Below are 17,791 nucleotides of genomic sequence, written 5' to 3'. Positions count from 1 at the left end.
TCAGAAGCACCCAGCCCGGAACACATCCCCTAACGCGGCTTTTTCTTAAAACGCGGCTCTGTGCGGGCCAGCAGGCGGCGAATATTGTCGCGATGCGTGTAAAACACCAACAGCTTCATGACCACCAGCAGCGCCACCAGTGGCACATACCCCAAAACCGCCGCATAGATCGAACTTAACCCGCACGCCACCAGTGCCGACAAGGACGAATAGCGGCTCAGTTTGAACGTCACCAGCCATGTTGCACAGGTGGCCAGTCCCACAGGCCACGCCAGCGCCAGCGCCACCCCGATAAAGGTTGCAACCCCCTTGCCGCCCCTGAACCCGATATAGACAGGGTATAAATGCCCCAGAAAGGCCGCCAGCGCCGCAACCTGCGCGGCATCCGGGCCAAGGGCCCACCACGCAATCAGCGCCGCAATACCGCCCTTGGCCGCGTCCAACAGGAATGTCAGCCCCCCCGCCAGCTTGTTGCCGGTGCGCATGACATTCGTGGCCCCAATATTGCCCGATCCAATATCGCGCAGGTTCCCCAGCCCCATCACGCGCGCAATCACAACCCCGAAAGGAATGGACCCGACCGCATAGGCCGCTAGCCCCACCAACCCCAATATCCACAGCTGTGTCATCAATTCTGGCATGGCTCAGCTTTCCTGCGCGTGCACACGAACACCCCCCACGAAGGTTGCCAGCACGCGCCCTTCCATGCGGGCACCATCAAAGGGGGTGTTCTTGGATTTTGATTGCAGCGTGAAGCGGTCCATCACAAAAGGCGCGTCAGGGTCAAACAGCACCAGATCCCCCGGCGCCCCGACGGACAACCGCCCCGCCGCCAACCCCAATCGCTGCGCGGGGTTCAGCGACAGCGCACGCCAGATTTGCGGCAAGGACAGCCCGTCAGAATGATACAGCCGCATTGCGGCAGGCAACAGCGTTTCCAGCCCGACAGCGCCTGCAGCCGCTTCCTCAAACGGCAGGCGCTTGGATTCCTCGTCTTGCGGGGTATGCATGGAACAGATGATGTCAATCACCCCCGACGCCACCCCTTCGACCATGGCGCGGCGGTCATCTTCATGGCGCAAGGGCGGCGTGAACTTGAAGAAGGTCCGGTAATCGCCCACATCCAGCTCGTTCAGTGTCAAATGGTGGATGGAAATGCCCGCTGTCACATCCAGCCCGTTGGCTTTGGCGCGCTCCAACGCAGGCAGGGTGCGCGCACAGGTCACCTGATCAGCGTGATAGCGCGCCCCTGTCATCTCGACCAGTCCCATGTCGCGGTCAAACCCCATGCGTTCGGCCATGGGCGACACCGCAGGCAGGCCCCGCAGTGACGCAAACTTGCCGCTGGTGGCACAGGCGCCGCGCGACAGGCCCTGATCTTGCGGATGCCCCACGATCAAGGCCCCCAAACCCTTGGCATAGGTCATGCAGCGCGCCAGAATTCTGGTGTCAGTCGTCACATTGTCGCCATCAGTGAAGGCCACAGCGCCCGCATCCATCAGGAAACCGATTTCGGACATCTCGCGGCCTTCGCGCCCCCGGGTCAATGTCGCCATGGCACGGATATTCACGGGCGTGCGCGCCTGCGCGCGGCGCGTGACATATTCCAGCACTTCGGGCGTATCAATCGCAGGGGCCGTGTCAGGGCGCATGACAATCGTGGTCACGCCCCCTTTCGCCGCAGCCAACCCGGCCGTGCGCAGGCTTTCTTTATGCTGCGCGCCCGGCTCGCCCACCTGAACCCCCATATCAATAATGCCGGGGGCCAGACATTTGCCCCTGCAATCTATCTGTTCGGCCCCGTCAGGGCAGGGGCCGTCAAGTTCGGCAATCGCCCCGTCACGCAGCAGCAACGCGCCGGACCGGTCCTGCCCGGCTTCGGGGTCAATCAGGCGCGCATTGTGGAACCATGTTATCATCTGCCCAATCTTCCCTGTGCATCATCTTGCAAAAAATACTCTCGGGGGGGGCGGGCCGCAGGCCCGTGGGGGGCAGACAGCCCCCCTGCCTTGCCCGGAAGGAAGGGTTCGCTTGCCATCATGCCCCCTTGCGCCTGGCGCGTTTGGCGCGCGCGGCCTCAATTTCGGCCATGATCGCGTCGGCGCCTGCCACATGCTTGATCAGGTGCTTATCGCCAGTTGTGGTGATGATCTGGATATCCCCGAAAAGGCGGCGCACCTTTTCCAGTTCCAGCAAGTAGACCTTCCGCCCGCCGGGACCGATCAGGCGCATATTGGTCAGAACCCAGGTGAATTTCATCTGTTCCGAATACAGCCACAGTCCGCGCACTGCCAGTGCCAGCACAGCGCCCAGCGACCCTATGGCCACATGCTCCGACCCCATGAAGGCCAGCACCATGCCCACCACGCCCATGCCCAGAACGGCCATCACACCATGATCGCGCCAGTAGGTGGCCTTGTCAGACCGGATGTCGCGCAGCGTCTTTTCGCCCGGTTCGGGGTCAAAGACAGTCTCGGCCAGCGCGCTTTCGCGGATTTCCTCAGCCATGGTCAATCCTCCGCAGGCGTTCGCTTTCGCGTTTGCGGCGCAGGTTGCCCGCCAGCAGGTCCATCGCTGCCATGCGCACTGCCACCCCCATTTCCACCTGTTCCTGAATGACTGATCTGTTAATGTCATCGGCAATTGCGCTGTCGATTTCCACGCCGCGGTTCATGGGGCCGGGATGCATGACAATCGCATCGTCTTTCGCATAGGCCAGTTTTTCCGCATCCAGCCCGTAGCGGTGGAAATATTCGCGTTCAGACGGGACAAAACCGCCGTCCATGCGTTCGCGTTGCAACCGCAGCATCATGACCACATCCGCCCCTTCCAGCCCTGCGCGCATGTCGTCAAACACCTCCACCCCGAATTCGGCCACTTGGGCGGGCATCAATGTGGGTGGGCCTACCAGACGCACGCGGTTTTCCATCTTGCCCAGCAACAGCAGGTTGGACCGCGCCACGCGGCTATGGGCAATATCGCCGCATATGGCCACTGTCAGCCGGTGCAAGCGTCCCTTTGCCCGCCTTATGGTCAGCGCGTCCAGCAGCGCTTGTGTGGGGTGTTCATGCTTGCCATCGCCTGCATTCAGGACCGCGCAATTCACCTTTTCGGCCAGCAGGTTGACTGCCCCCGAACTGCCATGGCGCACCACCAGAAGGTCGGGGTGCATGGCGTTCAGCGTCAGGGCCGTGTCGATCAGGGTTTCGCCCTTTTTCAGGCTGGACTGCGCCATGGCCATATTCATGACATCCGCGCCCAGCCGTTTGCCGGCCAACTCGAAACTGGCCTGTGTGCGGGTGGACGCCTCAAAAAACATGTTGATCTGGGTCATGCCTGCCAGCACAGTGGCATGCTTTTCGGCGGACCTGTTCAGCGCCACATAGTCTTCAGCCAGGTCAAGGATGGTGGTGATTTCCACAGGGTGCAGCGGCTCGATTCCCAGCAGGTGGTTTTGCGTGAATGTCATGTCGCACCCTTTGAAGCGGAAACTGCCCCGTTATAGAAACCGCGCGCCGTAACGACAAGGCCGCTTTACGCGCCTTGTGCGCTGCGGCATATGTTGGGGCATGACCACGATGGCACCTTGGCAAACTGATTGGGACATTGCACGCACAGCCCTTGACTGGCAGCTGGAGATGGGTGTGGATGAAGCCATATGCGATGCGCCCATCAGCCGCTATGAGCTGCCCCACAAGCGCGAAACCCCGCCACACCCCCCAGCGTCGCCCGGCCCTGCGACCCCCGCCCCCGCCCTTGCGCAGGACGTGGACCCGGTGGCCGTGGCCCGCGGGTTGGCCGAATCGGCCAGTGATCTGGCGGCGCTTCAGGCGGCATTGGCGGCATATGATCATTGTGACCTGAAACTGGGGGCGCGCAATCTGGTCTTCGCCGATGGCCAGCCCAATGCCCGCGTCATGATCGTGGGCGAGGCACCGGGCCGCGAAGAAGACCGTCAGGGCAAGCCCTTCGTGGGCGAGGCGGGCCAGCTTCTGGACCGGATGTTTGCCGCCATTGGGATGGGGCGCGACAACCCTGACCCTGCAAAAGCGCTGTATATCACCAATATCCTGCCATGGCGCCCCCTGCAAGACCGTGACCCGTCCAGCGATGAACGCGCGATGATGCGCCCCTTTGTGCAGCGCCACATCGAATTGACAGACCCTGATATCCTTATCCTGATGGGGCGCGTTTCGGCAGGGACACTGCTGGATACAACCGAAGGAATCACGCGGTTGCGGGGGCAATGGTGCAAGGTCATGGGCCGTCCCTGTCTGCCCATGCTGCACCCTGCATATCTGCTGCGCAACCCGCCGATGAAGCGCCATGCGTGGGAAGATCTTTTGTCGCTGCAAGCCAGATTAAGGGGGGGAAAATGACACGCCTTGATACGGAAAAACCCTTCGTGCCCGTGCGTTTTGCCGTGTTGACCGTGTCTGACACGCGGGGGGCGGAATCGGACAAATCCGGCGACACGCTGGCTGCGCGCATAGAAGCGGCAGGGCATATACTGGCCGCGCGCGACATCATGCGCGACGAACGCCGTGACATAGCCGCCAAATTGCGGGATTGGTGCGCCGACCCCGGAATTGACGCGATTGTGACAACTGGCGGCACGGGCCTGACCGGACGCGATGTCACCGTCGAGGCCCACCGCGATGTGTATGAAAAAGAAATTGACGCTTTCAGCACCATTTTTACCATTGTTTCCATGCAGAAAATCGGCACTTCGGCCATTCAGTCGCGCGCTTGCGCAGGTGTGGCGCAGGGCACTTACCTGTTTGCCCTGCCCGGTTCACCCGGTGCCTGCCGTGATGGCTGGGACGAAATTTTGGTGCATCAGTTCGATTACCGGCACCGTCCCTGTAACTTTGTGGAGATTTTTCCCCGGCTGGACGAACATCTGCGACGGAAATAGGAATTTGCGCGTTATAGGGGGGTGAACCATTGCCGCATCTGCGGCGTAAAACCTTTGACGCCCTATATCCGAACCGGAGAGATCATGCGTTTTCTGACCCGAAGTTTTGTCGCGCTGTTGCTGGCAGCGGTGTCTGTTGGGGCGTTGGGCTATGCCGGATATACGATTGTTGCGGCGCTTCAGGACCGCGCGGAGGCCACAGGCGGGGGGGCCAGCGGGCGCGAGCGGGTTTTCACGGTGCGCGCTGTGACTGTGACGCCTGCTGACATCTCGCCTGTCCTGTCGGGGTTTGGGGAAGTGCGCACCCAGCGCGCGCTGGAATTGCGCGCCCCTGTGGGCGGGCGTGTGCTGGAAGTGGCACCGGGGTTTGAAGATGGCGCGGATGTTACCCAAGGGCAGTTGCTGTTCCGCATTGATCCTGCAGATGCACAATCGGCGCTGGCGCTGGCGCAATCCGACCTGACCCGCGCGCAAGCCGAACTGCGCGACGCGGAACGCGCGCTGGCGCTAGCTGCCGAAGACGTGGACGCGGTAGAGGCGCAGTTTGCCCTGCGTGAACGTGCGCTGGCGCGCAGGCAGGGGCTGGCCGATCGCGGCGTGTCCACCGAAGCGGCGCTGGAAGACGCGGAACTTGCCCTGTCATCGGCGCGCCAGGCTGTGGTCGGGCGCAAACAGGCACAGGCGCAAGCCGAAGCGCGCGTGGATCAGGCGCGCACTGCACTGGACCGCCAGCATATTTCTGTGCATGAGGCGCAGCGCAGGCTGGATGACACGCGCGTGTATGCCAGCTTCAGCGGCACCCTGACTGATGTAACGCTGGTTGAAGGGCGCATTGTGAACACCAGCGAACAGCTGGCGCGCATCATTGACCCCGCCGCGCTGGAAGTGTCGGTGCGGCTGTCCACGGCGCAATATTTGCGGCTTCTGGACGATGACGGTGCCCTGCGCGACACTGGCGCGGAAATCGTGCTGGAAGTGGCCGGGTTCGAGATTTCCTCGCCGGGGCGGGTGCTGCGGGCCTCTGCCACGGTGGAGCAGGGCCAAAGCGGGCGGCGGCTGTTTGTGGAACTGGATGCCCCGCGCGGGTTTCGCCCCGGCGATTTCGTGACGGTGCGCCTGCAGGAACCGGCGCTGCAAAATGTGGCCTTGCTGCCCGCATCTGCGCTAAGTGCGCGCGGGGATGTGCTGGTCATCAATGACGATAACCGCCTGCGCGCCGTGCCGGTCACTGTGCTGCGCAGGCAGGGCGATGATGTTCTTATTCAGGCCGATGCAGCGCTGGCAGGGCACGAAATCGTGCGCGAGGTCACGCCCAATCTGGGCGCCGGTATTCTGGTTAGGCCACAGCGTCAGGGCGCGGATGGCGCGCCTGTGCCCGAAACCCCCGAAATGGTGACGATTGACGCCGCCCGCCGTGCGCAGCTTATCGCGCAACTCGAAGGCACTAGCGGCATGCCCGAACAGGTGCGCGCGCGCATGATTGCGCAATTGTCGCAAGAACAGGTGCCGGTGCAGATGATTGAACGCATCGAAAATGGCGGCAGCGCCGGTGGTGGCAGCGGGCGCGGCGGCCCCATGAGCGGGGGCTGAGCATGCGCAAGGAAACTGCCCTGGGGGCACCGAAACAGCGCCTTGGTGTGCGCGCATTGGGCGTGTTCAGCTATTTCACCCGCCATAAGACTGCTGCAAACCTGCTGCTGGTCATCATGCTGGTATCGGGGCTGGCGGCCATTCCGCAAATGCGCGCGCAGTTTTTCCCTGATGTGGTGGTTGACAATATCCGCATCGATATTGCCTGGCCCGGCGCAGGTGCCGAAGATGTGGACGCGGCCATTGTGCAGCTTGTCAGCCCCACCCTGCAGGCTGTGGAAGGGGTGGCGAAAGTGTCCAGCCAGTCCACCGAAGGGCGTGCGCGTTTCACGCTGGAATTTGAAACCGGCTGGGACATGGGCCGCGCCAGTTCCGACGTGCAGGACGCGATTGATACAGTCAGCAACCTGCCCGAGGATGCAGAAGATCCGGTTGCGCGCCGGTCGGGCTGGTCGGACCGCGTTACAAATGTGGTCGTCACCGGCCCTGTTGCGGTGGAACAGCTTGCGCGATTTGCCGATGAATTTGCCGCGCGCCTGTTTGATGACGGGATCACCCGTGTCAGCGTGTCGGGCGTGGCCAGTGCCGAAGTGATGGTCGAACTGCCATCGCGCAACCTGATTGAACATGACATTGGCATGGCCGACATTGCGCAGGCCATTCGCGCCACCATCAGTATGGACCCCACCGGCGAAGTATCATCTGGTAGCGCGCGGGTGCGCACAGGCGCTGAACGCCGCAGCGCTACGGACATTGCCGATATTGCGCTGCGCACCCGTGCCGACGGGTCCGTGTTGCGCATTGGCGATGTCGCGCAGGTCAGCGAAGGGGTGATTGACCGCGACCGCGCCTACTTCGTGGGGGAAAACCCCGCGATTTCGCTGCGTGTTGACAGGTCCGAACAGGGCGATGCGATTGCCATTCAGGCCCGTGTTCAGGAACTGGCCGAACAGATGAACGCGGGCTTGCCTGACGGCACACGCATTGAACTGGTCTCCACCCGTGCGGAATTCATTTCCGGCCGGATCATGCTGTTGGTCAAGAACGGGCTGTTGGGGCTGGGGCTGGTGGTGGTGCTGTTGTTCCTGTTTCTGAATGCACGCACGGCATTCTGGGTGTCCGCAGGTATTCCGGCTGCCATGCTGGCGGCCATCGCAGTCATGTATCTGATGGGGCTCAGTTTCAACATGATCTCGCTTTTTGCGCTGATCATCACGCTGGGTATCGTGGTGGATGATGCCATTGTAGTGGGCGAACACGCGGATTACCGCGCCCGCGAACTGGGCGAGGGGCCTGCGCAGGCCGCTGAAAATGCCGCCACCCGCATGGCACAGCCGGTATTTGCCGCGACCATCACCACCATTCTGGCCTTTGGCGCGCTTATCGTCGTGGGCGGGCGTTTTGGCACATTGATTGCCGATATTCCCCTGACAGTGATTGCGGTTCTGGTCGCATCGCTGGTGGAATGTTTCCTGATCCTGCCCAATCACATGTATCATGCCATTGCCAGCGGGTTGAAACAGCGCTGGTATGACTGGCCGTCGCGGCAGGTCAACCGCGGCTTTCGCTGGGTGCGCGAACGCGGCTTCCGCCCGCTGATGCGTTTTGTCGTGCTTGCGCGCTATCCTGTGGTTGCGGTCCTGATTGCGCTTCTGGCCACGCAAGCGGCCTTCCTTGTGCGGGGGGATTTGCCGTTCAGGTTTTTCAACCCGCCCGAACAGGGGTCCATCACCGGCAATATCGTCATGGTGGACGGGGCCAGCCGCGAAGATACGATTGCCATGCTGCGCGAATTGCAGCGCGCGACGGACGCGGTGACCGCTGCGGTTGTCGCCGATGACGGGCGCGACCCGACCACTTTCGTGATGATCGAGGCCGGCGGCCAATCCGGCCGCCCCTCGGCGGCGGCGGAAAACAAGGATGCCCATCTGCTGGGGTCCATCAGCATTGAACTGGTTGACGCCGATTCGCGCGCAATGACGTCTTTTGCCTTTGCCTCCGCCGTCCAAGACGAAGTGCGCCCCCATCCCCGTCTGGAAGAATTGTCCTTCCGGTCATGGGGCACGGGACCGGGGGGCGACACATTGTCAGTTGATCTGGCGGGCGGGGATGCGCAAACCCTGAAGGACGCGGCCGAAGCGTTGCGCGTGGCCTTGGCCCCTTTTCCCGAAATTACGGGTCTGGAAGACAGCCTGCCTTATGACAAGTCCGAACTTCTGTTGGAACTGACCCCGCAAGGGCAGGCGCTTGGCTTCACGATTGAGGGCCTGTCGCGCGACCTGCGAAACCGCCTGTCGGGCGTCGAGGCCGCGACCTTCCCAGATGGTATCCGCACCGGGCGCGTGCGTGTTGAACTGCCACAGGCCGAGCGCGCGGCCGATTTTCTGGACAGCATGATGATGCGCGCGGACGGCGGCGCCTATGTGCCCTTGGGCGACATTGTGTCGGTGCGCGAACGGCAGGGGTTTTCGACAGTGCGGCGCGAAAACGGTGTGCGCGTGGTGACTGTCAGCGGCGACCTGTCCGAAGATGACCCGGCACGCGCGCGCGAAGTCTCGCTTGCGCTGACGACGCAAATCCTGCCGCAACTGGAAGCGGATTTCGGCATCACCACCCGCCTGTCGGGACAGGCCGAACAGGAACGCGAATTCATGTCCGATGCAGCGGTCGGCCTAAGCCTGTGCCTGATCCTGATCTACCTGACGCTGGCATGGGTATTTTCCAGCTGGTCGCGCCCGCTGGTTGTGATGTCGGTTATTCCTTTTGGTATGGTGGGGGTCATTTACGGCCATGTCAGTTGGGATATGGCCATGTCGATGTTTTCGGTTGTCGGGGTCATTGGTATGGCGGGAATTATCATCAACGATTCCATCGTTCTGGTCACGACTGTTGATCAATACGCAAGGGACAGGGGGCTTGTCCCGTCCATCATTGACGCGGCATGTGACCGGCTGCGCCCGGTTTTGTTGACCACGCTGACCACTGTTCTGGGGCTTAGCCCGCTTCTGTTTGAAGCGTCCACCGAAGCGGCCTTTTTGAAACCCACAGTTATAACACTGGTCTACGGGCTGGGGTTCGGAATGGTTGTCGTGTTGCTGATGGTGCCTGCGGTTCTGGCCATCGGGCATGATGTGCAGCGCCAGTTTGTGTCCTTGCGCCGTGCCTTCGGCTTGCCACAGCGCGGGCGCGGGGTGCTGGTGGTGCCGGTGCTGGTGGCCGGGGTTCTGGCACTGTGGTTTGCGGCGACTATGGGGGCGGTGTTCTGGCGCGGCACCTTGCCCGATATGCTGGCGGGCCTTGCATCAGGGATGGGTTCAACCCCGCCGGGTGCCGCTTTGGTACTGTTTCTGGCCGGGGCAGTGCTGGCGCTGCTGCTGGGATGGCTGGTCGGGGCCCTGGTTTTGTGGCTGACGCGCCGCACCGCACCGGCCCCGCGTCATGGCAGCGCTGAACATCCTTGATGGCTTAACGTGCCATTCTCACTGACCAGACTGACCCGAACTGACGCGCGGTCAATGCCCCCTATTTGCCCTGACCGGGCGCGCAGGCGGGTTTGGCCGGTGATGGTGCCCCCCTCGCGGCTGGAGGGCAGGACATGACTGCGCAGTCCCTGATCTGGCAGTTCCACCAGCAGAAATTCCTGATTGCCAGTTCGGGGAATATCCATCTGGACAGTTAGACGCACGCCGCGGCTGTCGGGATCAAGGGCGCAGGTCAGGCCACGCAACCCGGCCCCGCGCGCGGTGCCAGGCCGATGCGTCAGCGCGTTTGCGATGATGGTGTCATGCGGACCGCCCCCGTTCAGCGATGTGCGCACACGCAAATCGACCGGCACGCAAATGTCATTGCATACGCCAATGCTTAGCGTGGCATCAAACACCACGGGCGCGCTTGGATCTGTTGGCGTCAGTTCCACCGGCAGGACAAGTTCGTTCATGTAGCCAATGCTGTTGAACCCTGCCTTCTGGAACAGGCGCGGTTCGGGCCAATGCACCCGGACCTGTGCCAGATTTGACGATGCGCCCCAATCCAGCCGCGGTGCGATGCCGCTTTCGCCGGGGTGGCGCCAATAGGTGATCCAGTCGGGCGACAGCTTCAGATGCAGCGCAGCGATATAGGTGCCCGCATCGGACTTCCAGCCAGGCCGAATTCCGGCCTGAACCAAATCGGATGGAACAGGGCTTTTGGCCTGAAGCCCGAAGGGCACTGTCAGGGCTGCAGCAATCATTGCGGCGCGCATGAGGGTCTTTATTTCCATGTCATCCAAATTCCCTGTTCCGCACTGAAACGGAAGTCACAAATCAGCGACCACAAGCGCCTGTGACATCTTCGTGTCAACCATATGCAGTTGTGCCCCTTGGCAATGGCGCCCAAGCTGGGCATTGTGAAACTACCGAACAATAGATTGAGCGACATGGCCAGCCTGACCGGAAAACTGTTGATTGCAACGCCCGCAATGCCGGATGCGCGTTTCGCGCATGCGGTGGTGTTTTTATGTGCGCAATCAGCTGATGGCACAATGGGGCTGATTATCAACAAACCCCTGCCGGATTTGACGATCCACAAGCTTGTGCAACATTTGAACCTGGCCGATGGGGGCAAGAATTCGGGGTTGGCGGATGGGGGCGGCGGCACAGATGGCCCCATCCATTTCGGGGGACCTGTGGAAACCGGACGCGGCTTCGTGCTGCATTCTGCCGATTATTTCAGCGCGGATGGCAGTATCCAGGTCATCGACGGCGTTGTATTGACAACCTCAAGCGATGTTCTGGCCGGCTTGGCGCGCGGGCAGGGGCCGGTCAACGCCATTGCGGCGCTGGGCTATGCGGGCTGGGGGCCGAACCAGTTGGAAGAAGAACTTCACGCTGGCGGCTGGTTGCTGGTGGACCCGGATTCAGACCTGCTGTTTGAAACACCAGATGGCGAGAAATGGGACAAGGCCCTGCGCAAGATTGGCGTGGACCCGCGCCTTTTGTCCGGCAGCATTGGCCATGCCTGACATGGCCGTTTGCTAAAACCTGCGGGTGGAACGCAAGCCGCGTTACACGCCGACTTCTGGTCCGGGGCAAATCAGCGGGCGGGGGCTGTTTTCCACCTCATACAGTTCGGTATCGGACGTGTCGCCCATGAAACGGGCATTCAAGCCGTTGTCACTGTGCCAGAAAATCCAGCAATGCTCGGATTCTGGTGCGTCATCATAGACGAAACAAATCTGTTCCTCGCGTGCGAACCAATGCCCTTCGCGGCATTCCTCGCCGATAAACGCCCAGACAGTGCGCCGGCCGGGGCGGAATTCTTCAATACCGTAAGGTGTGCCGCCTGATCCGAAAGTCAGGGTGCGGCCAGTCACATAGGCTTCAAATTCCGCTGCACTCATGGGGGTTTGTGCGCCCAGTGGCAGGGTTGCAAATATCAGGGCCAGCAGGGCAACTGCGCCGCGTATATGTCGTTTGACCATGACCTACCCTTTTATTGCCGCTTGCCGCGCAGTGGACAGCACCTTGTCCACACGCTTGTCCATCAGCTTGAACCACAAGGCGGGCAGCAGCGCAACAATTCCCATCGCAGGCAGCGAGTAAGGCAAGACAGGATGATCTTGCGGCAGGCGCAGGGCCGGATACATCCGGTTCGGGTTGGCGTGATGGTCGGAATGGCGCGCGGCATTGACCATCATATGCGATGAAAACCAATGCGGGCTGTTCCAGCTGTGGTGACTGGCTTGCGGTTCATAACTGCCATCGGGCAATTTCTGTCGCGCCAGCCCGTAATGTTGCAAATAATCCACCATCGCCAGTTGCGATTGCGCGTAGAAACACAGCCCCAGATAGGCCGCCACCCCCCCCCACCCAAAAGCCAGCCCGAAGGCAAGCAGAAATGCCAGCCCCCCGCCCACATATGCGACATAAGGCGTCACGCGCCCTGCGCGTGCGGCGCGCTGTTGTTCCACGCGGTAGCCGCGCGTAAAACTGCCCACCCATCCGCGCAGGAAATACCGGTAGAAGCTGCGCCCCTTGGGTGGGAAATTCGGGTCCAGCGGGGTGGACACATGGACATGATGCAACAACCTGTGGGCAGTTGTGTGATGGCCATACAGCATAGAAATATAGACCCATTTTCCAAGTGAAAACAGAATCTTGTCGCCACGGTGTATCAGTTCATGGGCGTTGGAATTGCTGACCTGCCCGAAATACAGCCCGAACCCGAAAAACGCCCCTACCCGTTCCGCGCCCCCCAACCCCGTCAGCCCCGCAACCGACATCACCGCAAGCGGCATCAAGGCCAAATGGCTTAGGGCCAGAAGAACCGACAGCGCATTTGCGGCGGGGAATTCCCCCGTTTCGCTGCCGTCGCGGTTTGTGTGTGGCAGGATCTGGTCCATGAAGAACGCGAAAATGGATGTGTAGATCACCGCGACCCACAGCGCGGCCCCCCCCTGAAACCCGCCATAGGCCAGCAAGGGAACCGGCGCGAAACTGGCAAGGGCGAAGGGCAAAACCGGAAAACGCATGACATTCCATTACAAAGACGACCCAAAGGACAAATAGCATGGATTGCCCCATCGCACAGCCGCGCAAATTGCCTCAGGCCAGAAAATCCAGCAATTGCGCGAAGGCCACGAATTCGCTGTTGGTCTTGTTGCGCTTGCGGTCACGGCGCACCAACGGGGTTGCAAGATAGCCGACAAGGCGCAGGTGGCGCGCCATCCGGCGGGCCAGTGGCACAATCTGTGCGCTGTCCGCCGCAGTATAGGCCGCCAGCGCCGCAGGGGCGGCTGCGGAAATATCGGGGTCATTTTGCCAGATCGAATGCAGAAAAACCAGCAGGTCGCGCGCACGACGCCAGCGCGGGGCGTTCAAGCGCGCCCCTGCTTCAAGGTCCACAAACTGGATTTGTGCGCCGTCCCAGCAAATATCGCGCAGGCGCGGGCGCCCATGCGCCAGCGCGCGCGCATGCATTTGTGCCAGTGCCGTGGCCGCGTGCGACAGCAAAACCTGCATGCTGTCTGCCGTTTCCCCATAGGCCAGATGCGTCAGCGGTGTGCCCGCATCGGCAAGGACCATTATATCAGGGGCTTGGGCCAGAACCGGCGGCACGGGCGCGCCTTTGGCTGCAAATGCGTTCAGGCGGGCCAGTTCACGCTGGAATGCCCGCTGGCCATTGCCCTTTTGCAGGCGCAACCGCAGGGGCGGCTTCTCGGGGCGTTTGACCCAATAGCGCTTTGCGTCATGCTCGAACGCGATAACGCGAAGCTGCGGCAGGCTGCGCGCCTGCGCCAGCAGCAGCGCAGCATCCGGGGCATCATGGGGCGCGGGTGTGGTCATGCCGCCTATTGCCCCGACAGGCGTTGACGGTCAAGCGCGCAAGCGCAATCACTTTTCAATCCTGCGCAGTTGGTTTAGCTGTAGGGGGCCATTTGTGCCAAGGGGTTGCGATGTCATTCTTCAAGAAACTGAAAGAGCGGATGTTCAAATCCTCGTCCAGACTGGATGAAGGGCTTGAAGCGTTGGTCGATGACACCACGGCCCCCGCGTCCTCACCGGAGACGCAGCCTGACGCGGACGATACGCCCCGCAGCACCCCGGCACAGGCCAAACCCGGTATGCTGGGCCGGTTTCTGGGACGCCCCGACGCCCCGCGCCGCGAATTGGACGACGCCATGCTGGAAGCACTGGAGGACGTGCTGATTCAGGCCGATATGGGGGTGGAAACTGCCATGCGCGTGACAGCCAATCTGGCCGAAGGGAATTTCGGGCGCAAGCTTTCGGTGCCGGAAATCAAGGCGCTTCTGGCGGATGAAATTGCGCGCATCATGGACCCGGTCGCGCGCCCCTTGCCGCTATACCCTGCCCGCCCCCAAGTGGTGCTGGTGGTGGGCGTGAATGGGGCAGGCAAGACAACCACAATCGGCAAACTGGCCAGCCAGTTGCGCGGGGCGGGCAAATCCGTGATGATTGCCGCAGGCGACACGTTCCGCGCCGCTGCTGTGGAACAGTTGCAGGTCTGGGGCGAACGCGCGGGCGTGCCGGTGCTGACCGCGCCTGAAGGGTCGGACCCTGCCAGCCTTGCCTATGACGCGCTGTCGCGCGCCAAGGCCGAAGGCATTGATCTGTTGATGATCGACACGGCCGGCCGGTTGCAAAACCGTGCGGACCTGATGGAAGAACTGGCCAAAATATTGCGCGTCCTGCGCAAACTGGACCCCGACGCGCCGCATAACACCCTTCTGGTGCTGGACGCCACAACAGGCCAGAACGCCCTGAATCAGGTCGAGATTTTCCAGAAACTGGCCAATGTGTCCGGGCTTATCATGACCAAACTGGACGGCACTGCGCGTGGCGGGGTGTTGGTGGCGCTTGCCGACAGGTTTGGCCTGCCTATTCATGCCATCGGGGTGGGCGAACAGATTGACGATTTGCAACCCTTCGATCCTGCGGAATTTGCGGCCGCACTGGTGGGCACGCAAGCCGAAAGCTGATCTGCGCAGGCAGGGCGCGCCGCGTCAGAACAAATCGCCCTGCTGCGGGGGCGGCGGGATTTTGGCTTTTGCAGGTTTGTCGGGTTTGCGCGGCAGCACATCCAGCGTTCCATCCGAAAATTCAATCTGCAAGGCGGGCTTGCGGCTTGCCTGTTCTGCCATGGTGACCACTGCGCCCCCCTCATCACGCACAACGGCGTAACCGCGCTGCAATGTGGCAGGGTAGCCCAGTGACTGGCGCAGCCGCTCCAGCGCGGCCAGTTGCGCGGCCTGCCGGTCCAGCGTGGTGGTGACAGCGCGGGTGGCGCGGCTGGTGCGTTCGGCCAGCCGGTCGCGGCCCTTGTCAATTTGGTGGATGATGGACGTTGCGCGCAGCCCTGTGGCAATTCTGCGCATATCCTGTGTCTTGCTTTGCAGGGCCGCGCGCAGGGAACCGGGGAAGCGTTCTGCCCATTGGTCAAACCGCTGCGCGGCAGGGGCCAGCAGGGTTTCCGCGCGCGGCAGGGCGCGCGACATGTCGCGCAGGCGTTGCTGACGCTGGGTTATCGCATGTCCGCCCGCACGAATAAGCCTTGCATCCAGATTGGCCAGATGGGCGGCCAGATCGGCATGCACAGGAACCGCCATTTCGGCGGCTGCGGTGGGGGTGGGGGCGCGCTGGTCGGCGGCAAAGTCAATAAGCGTGGTGTCGGTTTCATGGCCCACGGCGGAAATCAGCGGGATCTGGCTGGCAGCAGCGGCGCGCACCACGATTTCTTCGTTGAACCCCCACAGGTCTTCGATAGAACCGCCACCGCGTGCAACGATCAGCACATCGGGGCGTGGCACGGGGCCGCCACCAAGGGGCAGGGCGTTAAACCCCTTGATGGCGCGCGCCACTTCGGGCGCGCAAGCCTGCCCCTGCACAGCAACCGGCCAGACCAGCACATGCACCCCGAACCGGTCGCGCAGCCGGTGCAGGATGTCCCGAATCACCGCCCCTTGTGGCGATGTGACAACCCCGATGACGCGCGGCAAGTAGGGCAGGCGCTGCTTGCGGTCCGTGGCAAACAGCCCTTCAGCGGCCAGCGCGGCCTTGCGTTTTTCCAGCATCGCCATCAGCGCGCCAGCGCCGGCGGGTTCAATGCTGTCCACCTGTAGCTGGTATTTCGATTGCGGCGCGAAGGTGGTCAGGCGGCCTGTGGCAATCACCTCCATGCCTTCTTCGGGTTTGACGGCCATGCGCGCGACCTGCCCCTTCCAGCTGACGCTGGCAATCACGGCGCGGTCGTCCTTCAGGTCGAAATACATATGTCCGGTGCGCGCCACCATCACGCGCCCCACTTCGCCACGCACGCGCACGCGCCCGAATTCCCCTTCCAGCACACGTTTGACCGCGCCCGAAATCTCGGACACGGAAAATTCGGGGGTGTTGCTGGGCGGTTCGTCTATCAGGTTCATTGCTGCGCCATTGCTTGTCACGGGGGCAAAGGCACCCTAGAACGCAACTGCGCAAAGGCCAAGAGAGGGCGGCAATGAATATTCTGGTGTTGGGCAGTGGCGGGCGTGAACATGCGCTGGCCTGGGCGATCATGCAAAACCCAAAATGCGACAGGCTGATCTGCGCGCCGGGCAATGCGGGTATGGAGGCGATTGCCGAATGCGCGGCGCTGGACATCAATGATGGCAGTGCCGTTGCTGCGTTTTGCGAAGAAACCGCAATTGATTTTGTCGTCATCGGTCCCGAAGCGCCCCTGGCCGCAGGGGTGGCCGACAGACTGCGCGCGGCGGGGATTGCCTGTTTCGGACCATCAGCGGCAGCGGCGCGGCTGGAAGCGTCCAAGGCGTTTACCAAGGAAATCTGCGCCGCCGTAAATGCGCCCACTGCGGGTTATGCGCATTTCACCGATGCAGATGCCGCGCGCGCCTATGTGCGCGAGCAAGGCGCGCCGATTGTCATCAAGGCTGACGGGTTGGCGGCAGGCAAGGGCGTCGTTGTCGCCATGACCAAGGCCGAGGCGCTGGAGGCCGTCGACACCATGTTCGGCGGCGAATTCGGCGCCGCCGGCGCCGAGGTGGTGATCGAGGAATTCATGGAGGGCGAAGAAGCCAGCTTCTTTGTTCTGGTCGATGGCGAAACCTGCCTGCCCATTGGCACCGCGCAAGACCACAAGCGCGTGGGCGAGGGCGACACCGGCCCCAACACGGGCGGCATGGGGGCCTATTCGCCTGCGCCGGTGTTGAGCGATGCCATCGCGCAAGTTGCCCTTGACCAGATCGTGCGCCCGACAATGGCCGAAATGGTGCGGCGCGGCATGCCCTATCAGGGTGTGCTCTATGTCGGGCTGATGATCAAGGATGGCCAGCCGCGGCTGGTGGAGTATAACGTGCGCTTCGGTGATCCGGAATGTCAGGTTCTGATGATGCGCCTTGGCGGGCAGGCACTGGATTTGATGCTGGCCTGTGCAGACGGGCGGCTGGGTCATCAGATGCAGGTCAACTGGGCTGATGACCATGCGATGACTGTTGTGATGGCCGCAAACGGCTATCCGGGCAGCTACGCGAAACACACGGAAATCAAGAGGGTGGAGACCTGCCTTGAGGACAGCTTCCACATGGTGTTCCATGCGGGTACTGTGCGCGCGCAGGGCAGGTTGCTGGCCAATGGCGGCAGGGTGCTGAATGTGACCGCGCGCGGGGCGACACTGGCGCAGGCGCAGCAGCGCGCCTATGACATGGTGGACAGAATTGAGTGGCCGGACGGGTTTTGCCGCCGAGATATTGGCTGGCGCGCGTTGTAGCGCTATTTCGGCGGGTGGTTTTGGCCA

16 protein-coding genes are annotated in these 17,791 nt (G+C 62.2%); 7 read left to right on the top strand and 9 right to left on the bottom strand.

What is annotated here, in order from left to right; translation table 11 throughout:
* Positions 1 to 29: 29 nt before the first annotated feature.
* The 4 genes from plsY to ACTZWY_RS18490 all read right to left on the bottom strand — a co-directional run bounded on the left by plsY (position 30) and on the right by ACTZWY_RS18490 (position 3,469).
* Complete coding sequence (gene plsY, locus ACTZWY_RS18505; protein ID WP_444792188.1) at positions 30 to 641, bottom strand: glycerol-3-phosphate 1-O-acyltransferase PlsY; 612 nt, start codon at positions 639 to 641, stop codon at positions 30 to 32.
* 3 nt (positions 642 to 644) lie between these two features.
* Positions 645 to 1,919 carry a dihydroorotase gene (pyrC, locus tag ACTZWY_RS18500; RefSeq protein ID WP_444792187.1) on the bottom strand — a complete coding sequence of 425 codons (1,275 nt, stop codon included), beginning with the start codon at positions 1,917 to 1,919 and terminating at the stop codon, positions 645 to 647.
* 118 nt (positions 1,920 to 2,037) lie between these two features.
* Positions 2,038 to 2,508: a hypothetical protein gene (locus ACTZWY_RS18495; protein ID WP_444792186.1), complete on the bottom strand. Its 471-nt coding sequence runs from the start codon at positions 2,506 to 2,508 to the stop codon at positions 2,038 to 2,040.
* On the bottom strand, positions 2,501 to 3,469 hold the full coding sequence (locus tag ACTZWY_RS18490) for an aspartate carbamoyltransferase catalytic subunit (RefSeq protein WP_444792185.1): 969 nt from the start codon (positions 3,467 to 3,469) through the stop codon (positions 2,501 to 2,503). Before ACTZWY_RS18490 ends, ACTZWY_RS18495 begins: the two co-directional genes overlap by 8 nt.
* Before the next feature lie 109 nt (positions 3,470 to 3,578).
* Here ACTZWY_RS18490 and ACTZWY_RS18485 point away from each other — a divergent pair, with 109 nt between their 5' ends.
* The 4 genes from ACTZWY_RS18485 (at position 3,579) to ACTZWY_RS18470 (ending at position 9,969) form a co-directional block, all read left to right on the top strand.
* The gene (locus tag ACTZWY_RS18485) at positions 3,579 to 4,379 is read left to right on the top strand and encodes a uracil-DNA glycosylase (protein WP_444792189.1); all 801 of its coding nucleotides are present in this window, start codon (positions 3,579 to 3,581) and stop codon (positions 4,377 to 4,379) included.
* Positions 4,376 to 4,918: a molybdenum cofactor biosynthesis protein B gene (gene moaB, locus ACTZWY_RS18480; protein WP_444792184.1), complete on the top strand. Its 543-nt coding sequence runs from the start codon at positions 4,376 to 4,378 to the stop codon at positions 4,916 to 4,918. Before ACTZWY_RS18485 ends, moaB begins: the two co-directional genes overlap by 4 nt.
* An 84-nt stretch (positions 4,919 to 5,002) precedes the next feature.
* The gene (locus ACTZWY_RS18475) at positions 5,003 to 6,508 is read left to right on the top strand and encodes an efflux RND transporter periplasmic adaptor subunit (RefSeq protein WP_444792183.1); all 1,506 of its coding nucleotides are present in this window, start codon (positions 5,003 to 5,005) and stop codon (positions 6,506 to 6,508) included.
* A gap of 2 nt (positions 6,509 to 6,510) precedes the next feature.
* Positions 6,511 to 9,969 carry an efflux RND transporter permease subunit gene (locus ACTZWY_RS18470; protein WP_444792182.1) on the top strand — a complete coding sequence of 1,153 codons (3,459 nt, stop codon included), beginning with the start codon at positions 6,511 to 6,513 and terminating at the stop codon, positions 9,967 to 9,969.
* On the opposite strand, the gene ACTZWY_RS18465 is transcribed toward ACTZWY_RS18470, so the two are convergent.
* Positions 9,945 to 10,766, bottom strand: a complete 822-nt coding sequence (locus ACTZWY_RS18465; RefSeq protein ID WP_444792181.1) for a protein-disulfide reductase DsbD domain-containing protein — start codon at positions 10,764 to 10,766, stop codon at positions 9,945 to 9,947. The two genes, ACTZWY_RS18470 and ACTZWY_RS18465, sit on opposite strands and share 25 nt — an antisense overlap.
* Positions 10,767 to 10,922: 156 nt before the next feature.
* Here ACTZWY_RS18465 and ACTZWY_RS18460 point away from each other — a divergent pair, with 156 nt between their 5' ends.
* Complete coding sequence (locus tag ACTZWY_RS18460; protein WP_444792180.1) at positions 10,923 to 11,507, top strand: YqgE/AlgH family protein; 585 nt, start codon at positions 10,923 to 10,925, stop codon at positions 11,505 to 11,507.
* A gap of 42 nt (positions 11,508 to 11,549) precedes the next feature.
* On the opposite strand, the gene ACTZWY_RS18455 is transcribed toward ACTZWY_RS18460, so the two are convergent.
* From ACTZWY_RS18455 to ACTZWY_RS18445, 3 genes are all read right to left on the bottom strand, one after another.
* Positions 11,550 to 11,966 (bottom strand): hypothetical protein, encoded by a 417-nt coding sequence (locus tag ACTZWY_RS18455; RefSeq protein ID WP_444792179.1) that lies wholly within the window; start codon positions 11,964 to 11,966, stop codon positions 11,550 to 11,552.
* A gap of 3 nt (positions 11,967 to 11,969) precedes the next feature.
* On the bottom strand, positions 11,970 to 13,016 hold the full coding sequence (locus ACTZWY_RS18450) for an alkane 1-monooxygenase (RefSeq protein WP_444792178.1): 1,047 nt from the start codon (positions 13,014 to 13,016) through the stop codon (positions 11,970 to 11,972).
* Positions 13,017 to 13,089: 73 nt separating this feature from the next.
* Entirely contained in the window at positions 13,090 to 13,830 is a 741-nt protein-coding gene (locus ACTZWY_RS18445; protein ID WP_444792177.1) for a hypothetical protein, read from the bottom strand.
* A gap of 110 nt (positions 13,831 to 13,940) precedes the next feature.
* Between ACTZWY_RS18445 and ftsY the strand changes: the two genes are divergently transcribed.
* Entirely contained in the window at positions 13,941 to 14,984 is a 1,044-nt protein-coding gene (gene ftsY, locus ACTZWY_RS18440; protein ID WP_444792176.1) for a signal recognition particle-docking protein FtsY, read from the top strand.
* A gap of 24 nt (positions 14,985 to 15,008) precedes the next feature.
* Here ftsY and xseA read toward each other — a convergent pair whose 3' ends face one another.
* On the bottom strand, positions 15,009 to 16,424 hold the full coding sequence (gene xseA, locus ACTZWY_RS18435) for an exodeoxyribonuclease VII large subunit (RefSeq protein WP_444792175.1): 1,416 nt from the start codon (positions 16,422 to 16,424) through the stop codon (positions 15,009 to 15,011).
* A gap of 74 nt (positions 16,425 to 16,498) precedes the next feature.
* Between xseA and purD the strand changes: the two genes are divergently transcribed.
* Positions 16,499 to 17,764 (top strand): phosphoribosylamine--glycine ligase, encoded by a 1,266-nt coding sequence (purD, locus tag ACTZWY_RS18430; RefSeq protein WP_444792174.1) that lies wholly within the window; start codon positions 16,499 to 16,501, stop codon positions 17,762 to 17,764.
* The last annotated feature ends 27 nt before the right edge of the window (positions 17,765 to 17,791 follow it).

Source organism: Roseinatronobacter sp. NSM, from assembly GCF_052379845.1.
Classification (GTDB): domain Bacteria; phylum Pseudomonadota; class Alphaproteobacteria; order Rhodobacterales; family Rhodobacteraceae; genus Roseinatronobacter.
This window is presented reverse-complemented; position numbering and strand designations above follow the sequence as displayed.

Bases quoted from the DNA above. Each gene is read 5' to 3' on its own strand.
- ACTZWY_RS18455 (WP_444792179.1), bottom strand. From the start codon at position 11,966: ATGGTCAAACGACATATACGCGGCGCAGTTGCCCTGCTGGCCCTGATA.
- moaB (WP_444792184.1), top strand. From the start codon at position 4,376: ATGACACGCCTTGATACGGAAAAACCCTTCGTGCCCGTGCGTTTTGCC.
- ACTZWY_RS18445 (WP_444792177.1), bottom strand. From the start codon at position 13,830: ATGACCACACCCGCGCCCCATGATGCCCCGGATGCTGCGCTGCTGCTG.
- ACTZWY_RS18475 (WP_444792183.1), top strand. From the start codon at position 5,003: ATGCGTTTTCTGACCCGAAGTTTTGTCGCGCTGTTGCTGGCAGCGGTG.
- ACTZWY_RS18465 (WP_444792181.1), bottom strand. From the start codon at position 10,766: ATGGAAATAAAGACCCTCATGCGCGCCGCAATGATTGCTGCAGCCCTG.
- ACTZWY_RS18460 (WP_444792180.1), top strand. From the start codon at position 10,923: ATGGCCAGCCTGACCGGAAAACTGTTGATTGCAACGCCCGCAATGCCG.
- purD (WP_444792174.1), top strand. From the start codon at position 16,499: ATGAATATTCTGGTGTTGGGCAGTGGCGGGCGTGAACATGCGCTGGCC.
- ftsY (WP_444792176.1), top strand. From the start codon at position 13,941: ATGTCATTCTTCAAGAAACTGAAAGAGCGGATGTTCAAATCCTCGTCC.
- ACTZWY_RS18485 (WP_444792189.1), top strand. From the start codon at position 3,579: ATGGCACCTTGGCAAACTGATTGGGACATTGCACGCACAGCCCTTGAC.
- plsY (WP_444792188.1), bottom strand. From the start codon at position 641: ATGCCAGAATTGATGACACAGCTGTGGATATTGGGGTTGGTGGGGCTA.
- ACTZWY_RS18490 (WP_444792185.1), bottom strand. From the start codon at position 3,469: ATGACATTCACGCAAAACCACCTGCTGGGAATCGAGCCGCTGCACCCT.
- ACTZWY_RS18470 (WP_444792182.1), top strand. From the start codon at position 6,511: ATGCGCAAGGAAACTGCCCTGGGGGCACCGAAACAGCGCCTTGGTGTG.
- ACTZWY_RS18450 (WP_444792178.1), bottom strand. From the start codon at position 13,016: ATGCGTTTTCCGGTTTTGCCCTTCGCCCTTGCCAGTTTCGCGCCGGTT.
- xseA (WP_444792175.1), bottom strand. From the start codon at position 16,424: ATGAACCTGATAGACGAACCGCCCAGCAACACCCCCGAATTTTCCGTG.
- pyrC (WP_444792187.1), bottom strand. From the start codon at position 1,919: ATGATAACATGGTTCCACAATGCGCGCCTGATTGACCCCGAAGCCGGG.
- ACTZWY_RS18495 (WP_444792186.1), bottom strand. From the start codon at position 2,508: ATGGCTGAGGAAATCCGCGAAAGCGCGCTGGCCGAGACTGTCTTTGAC.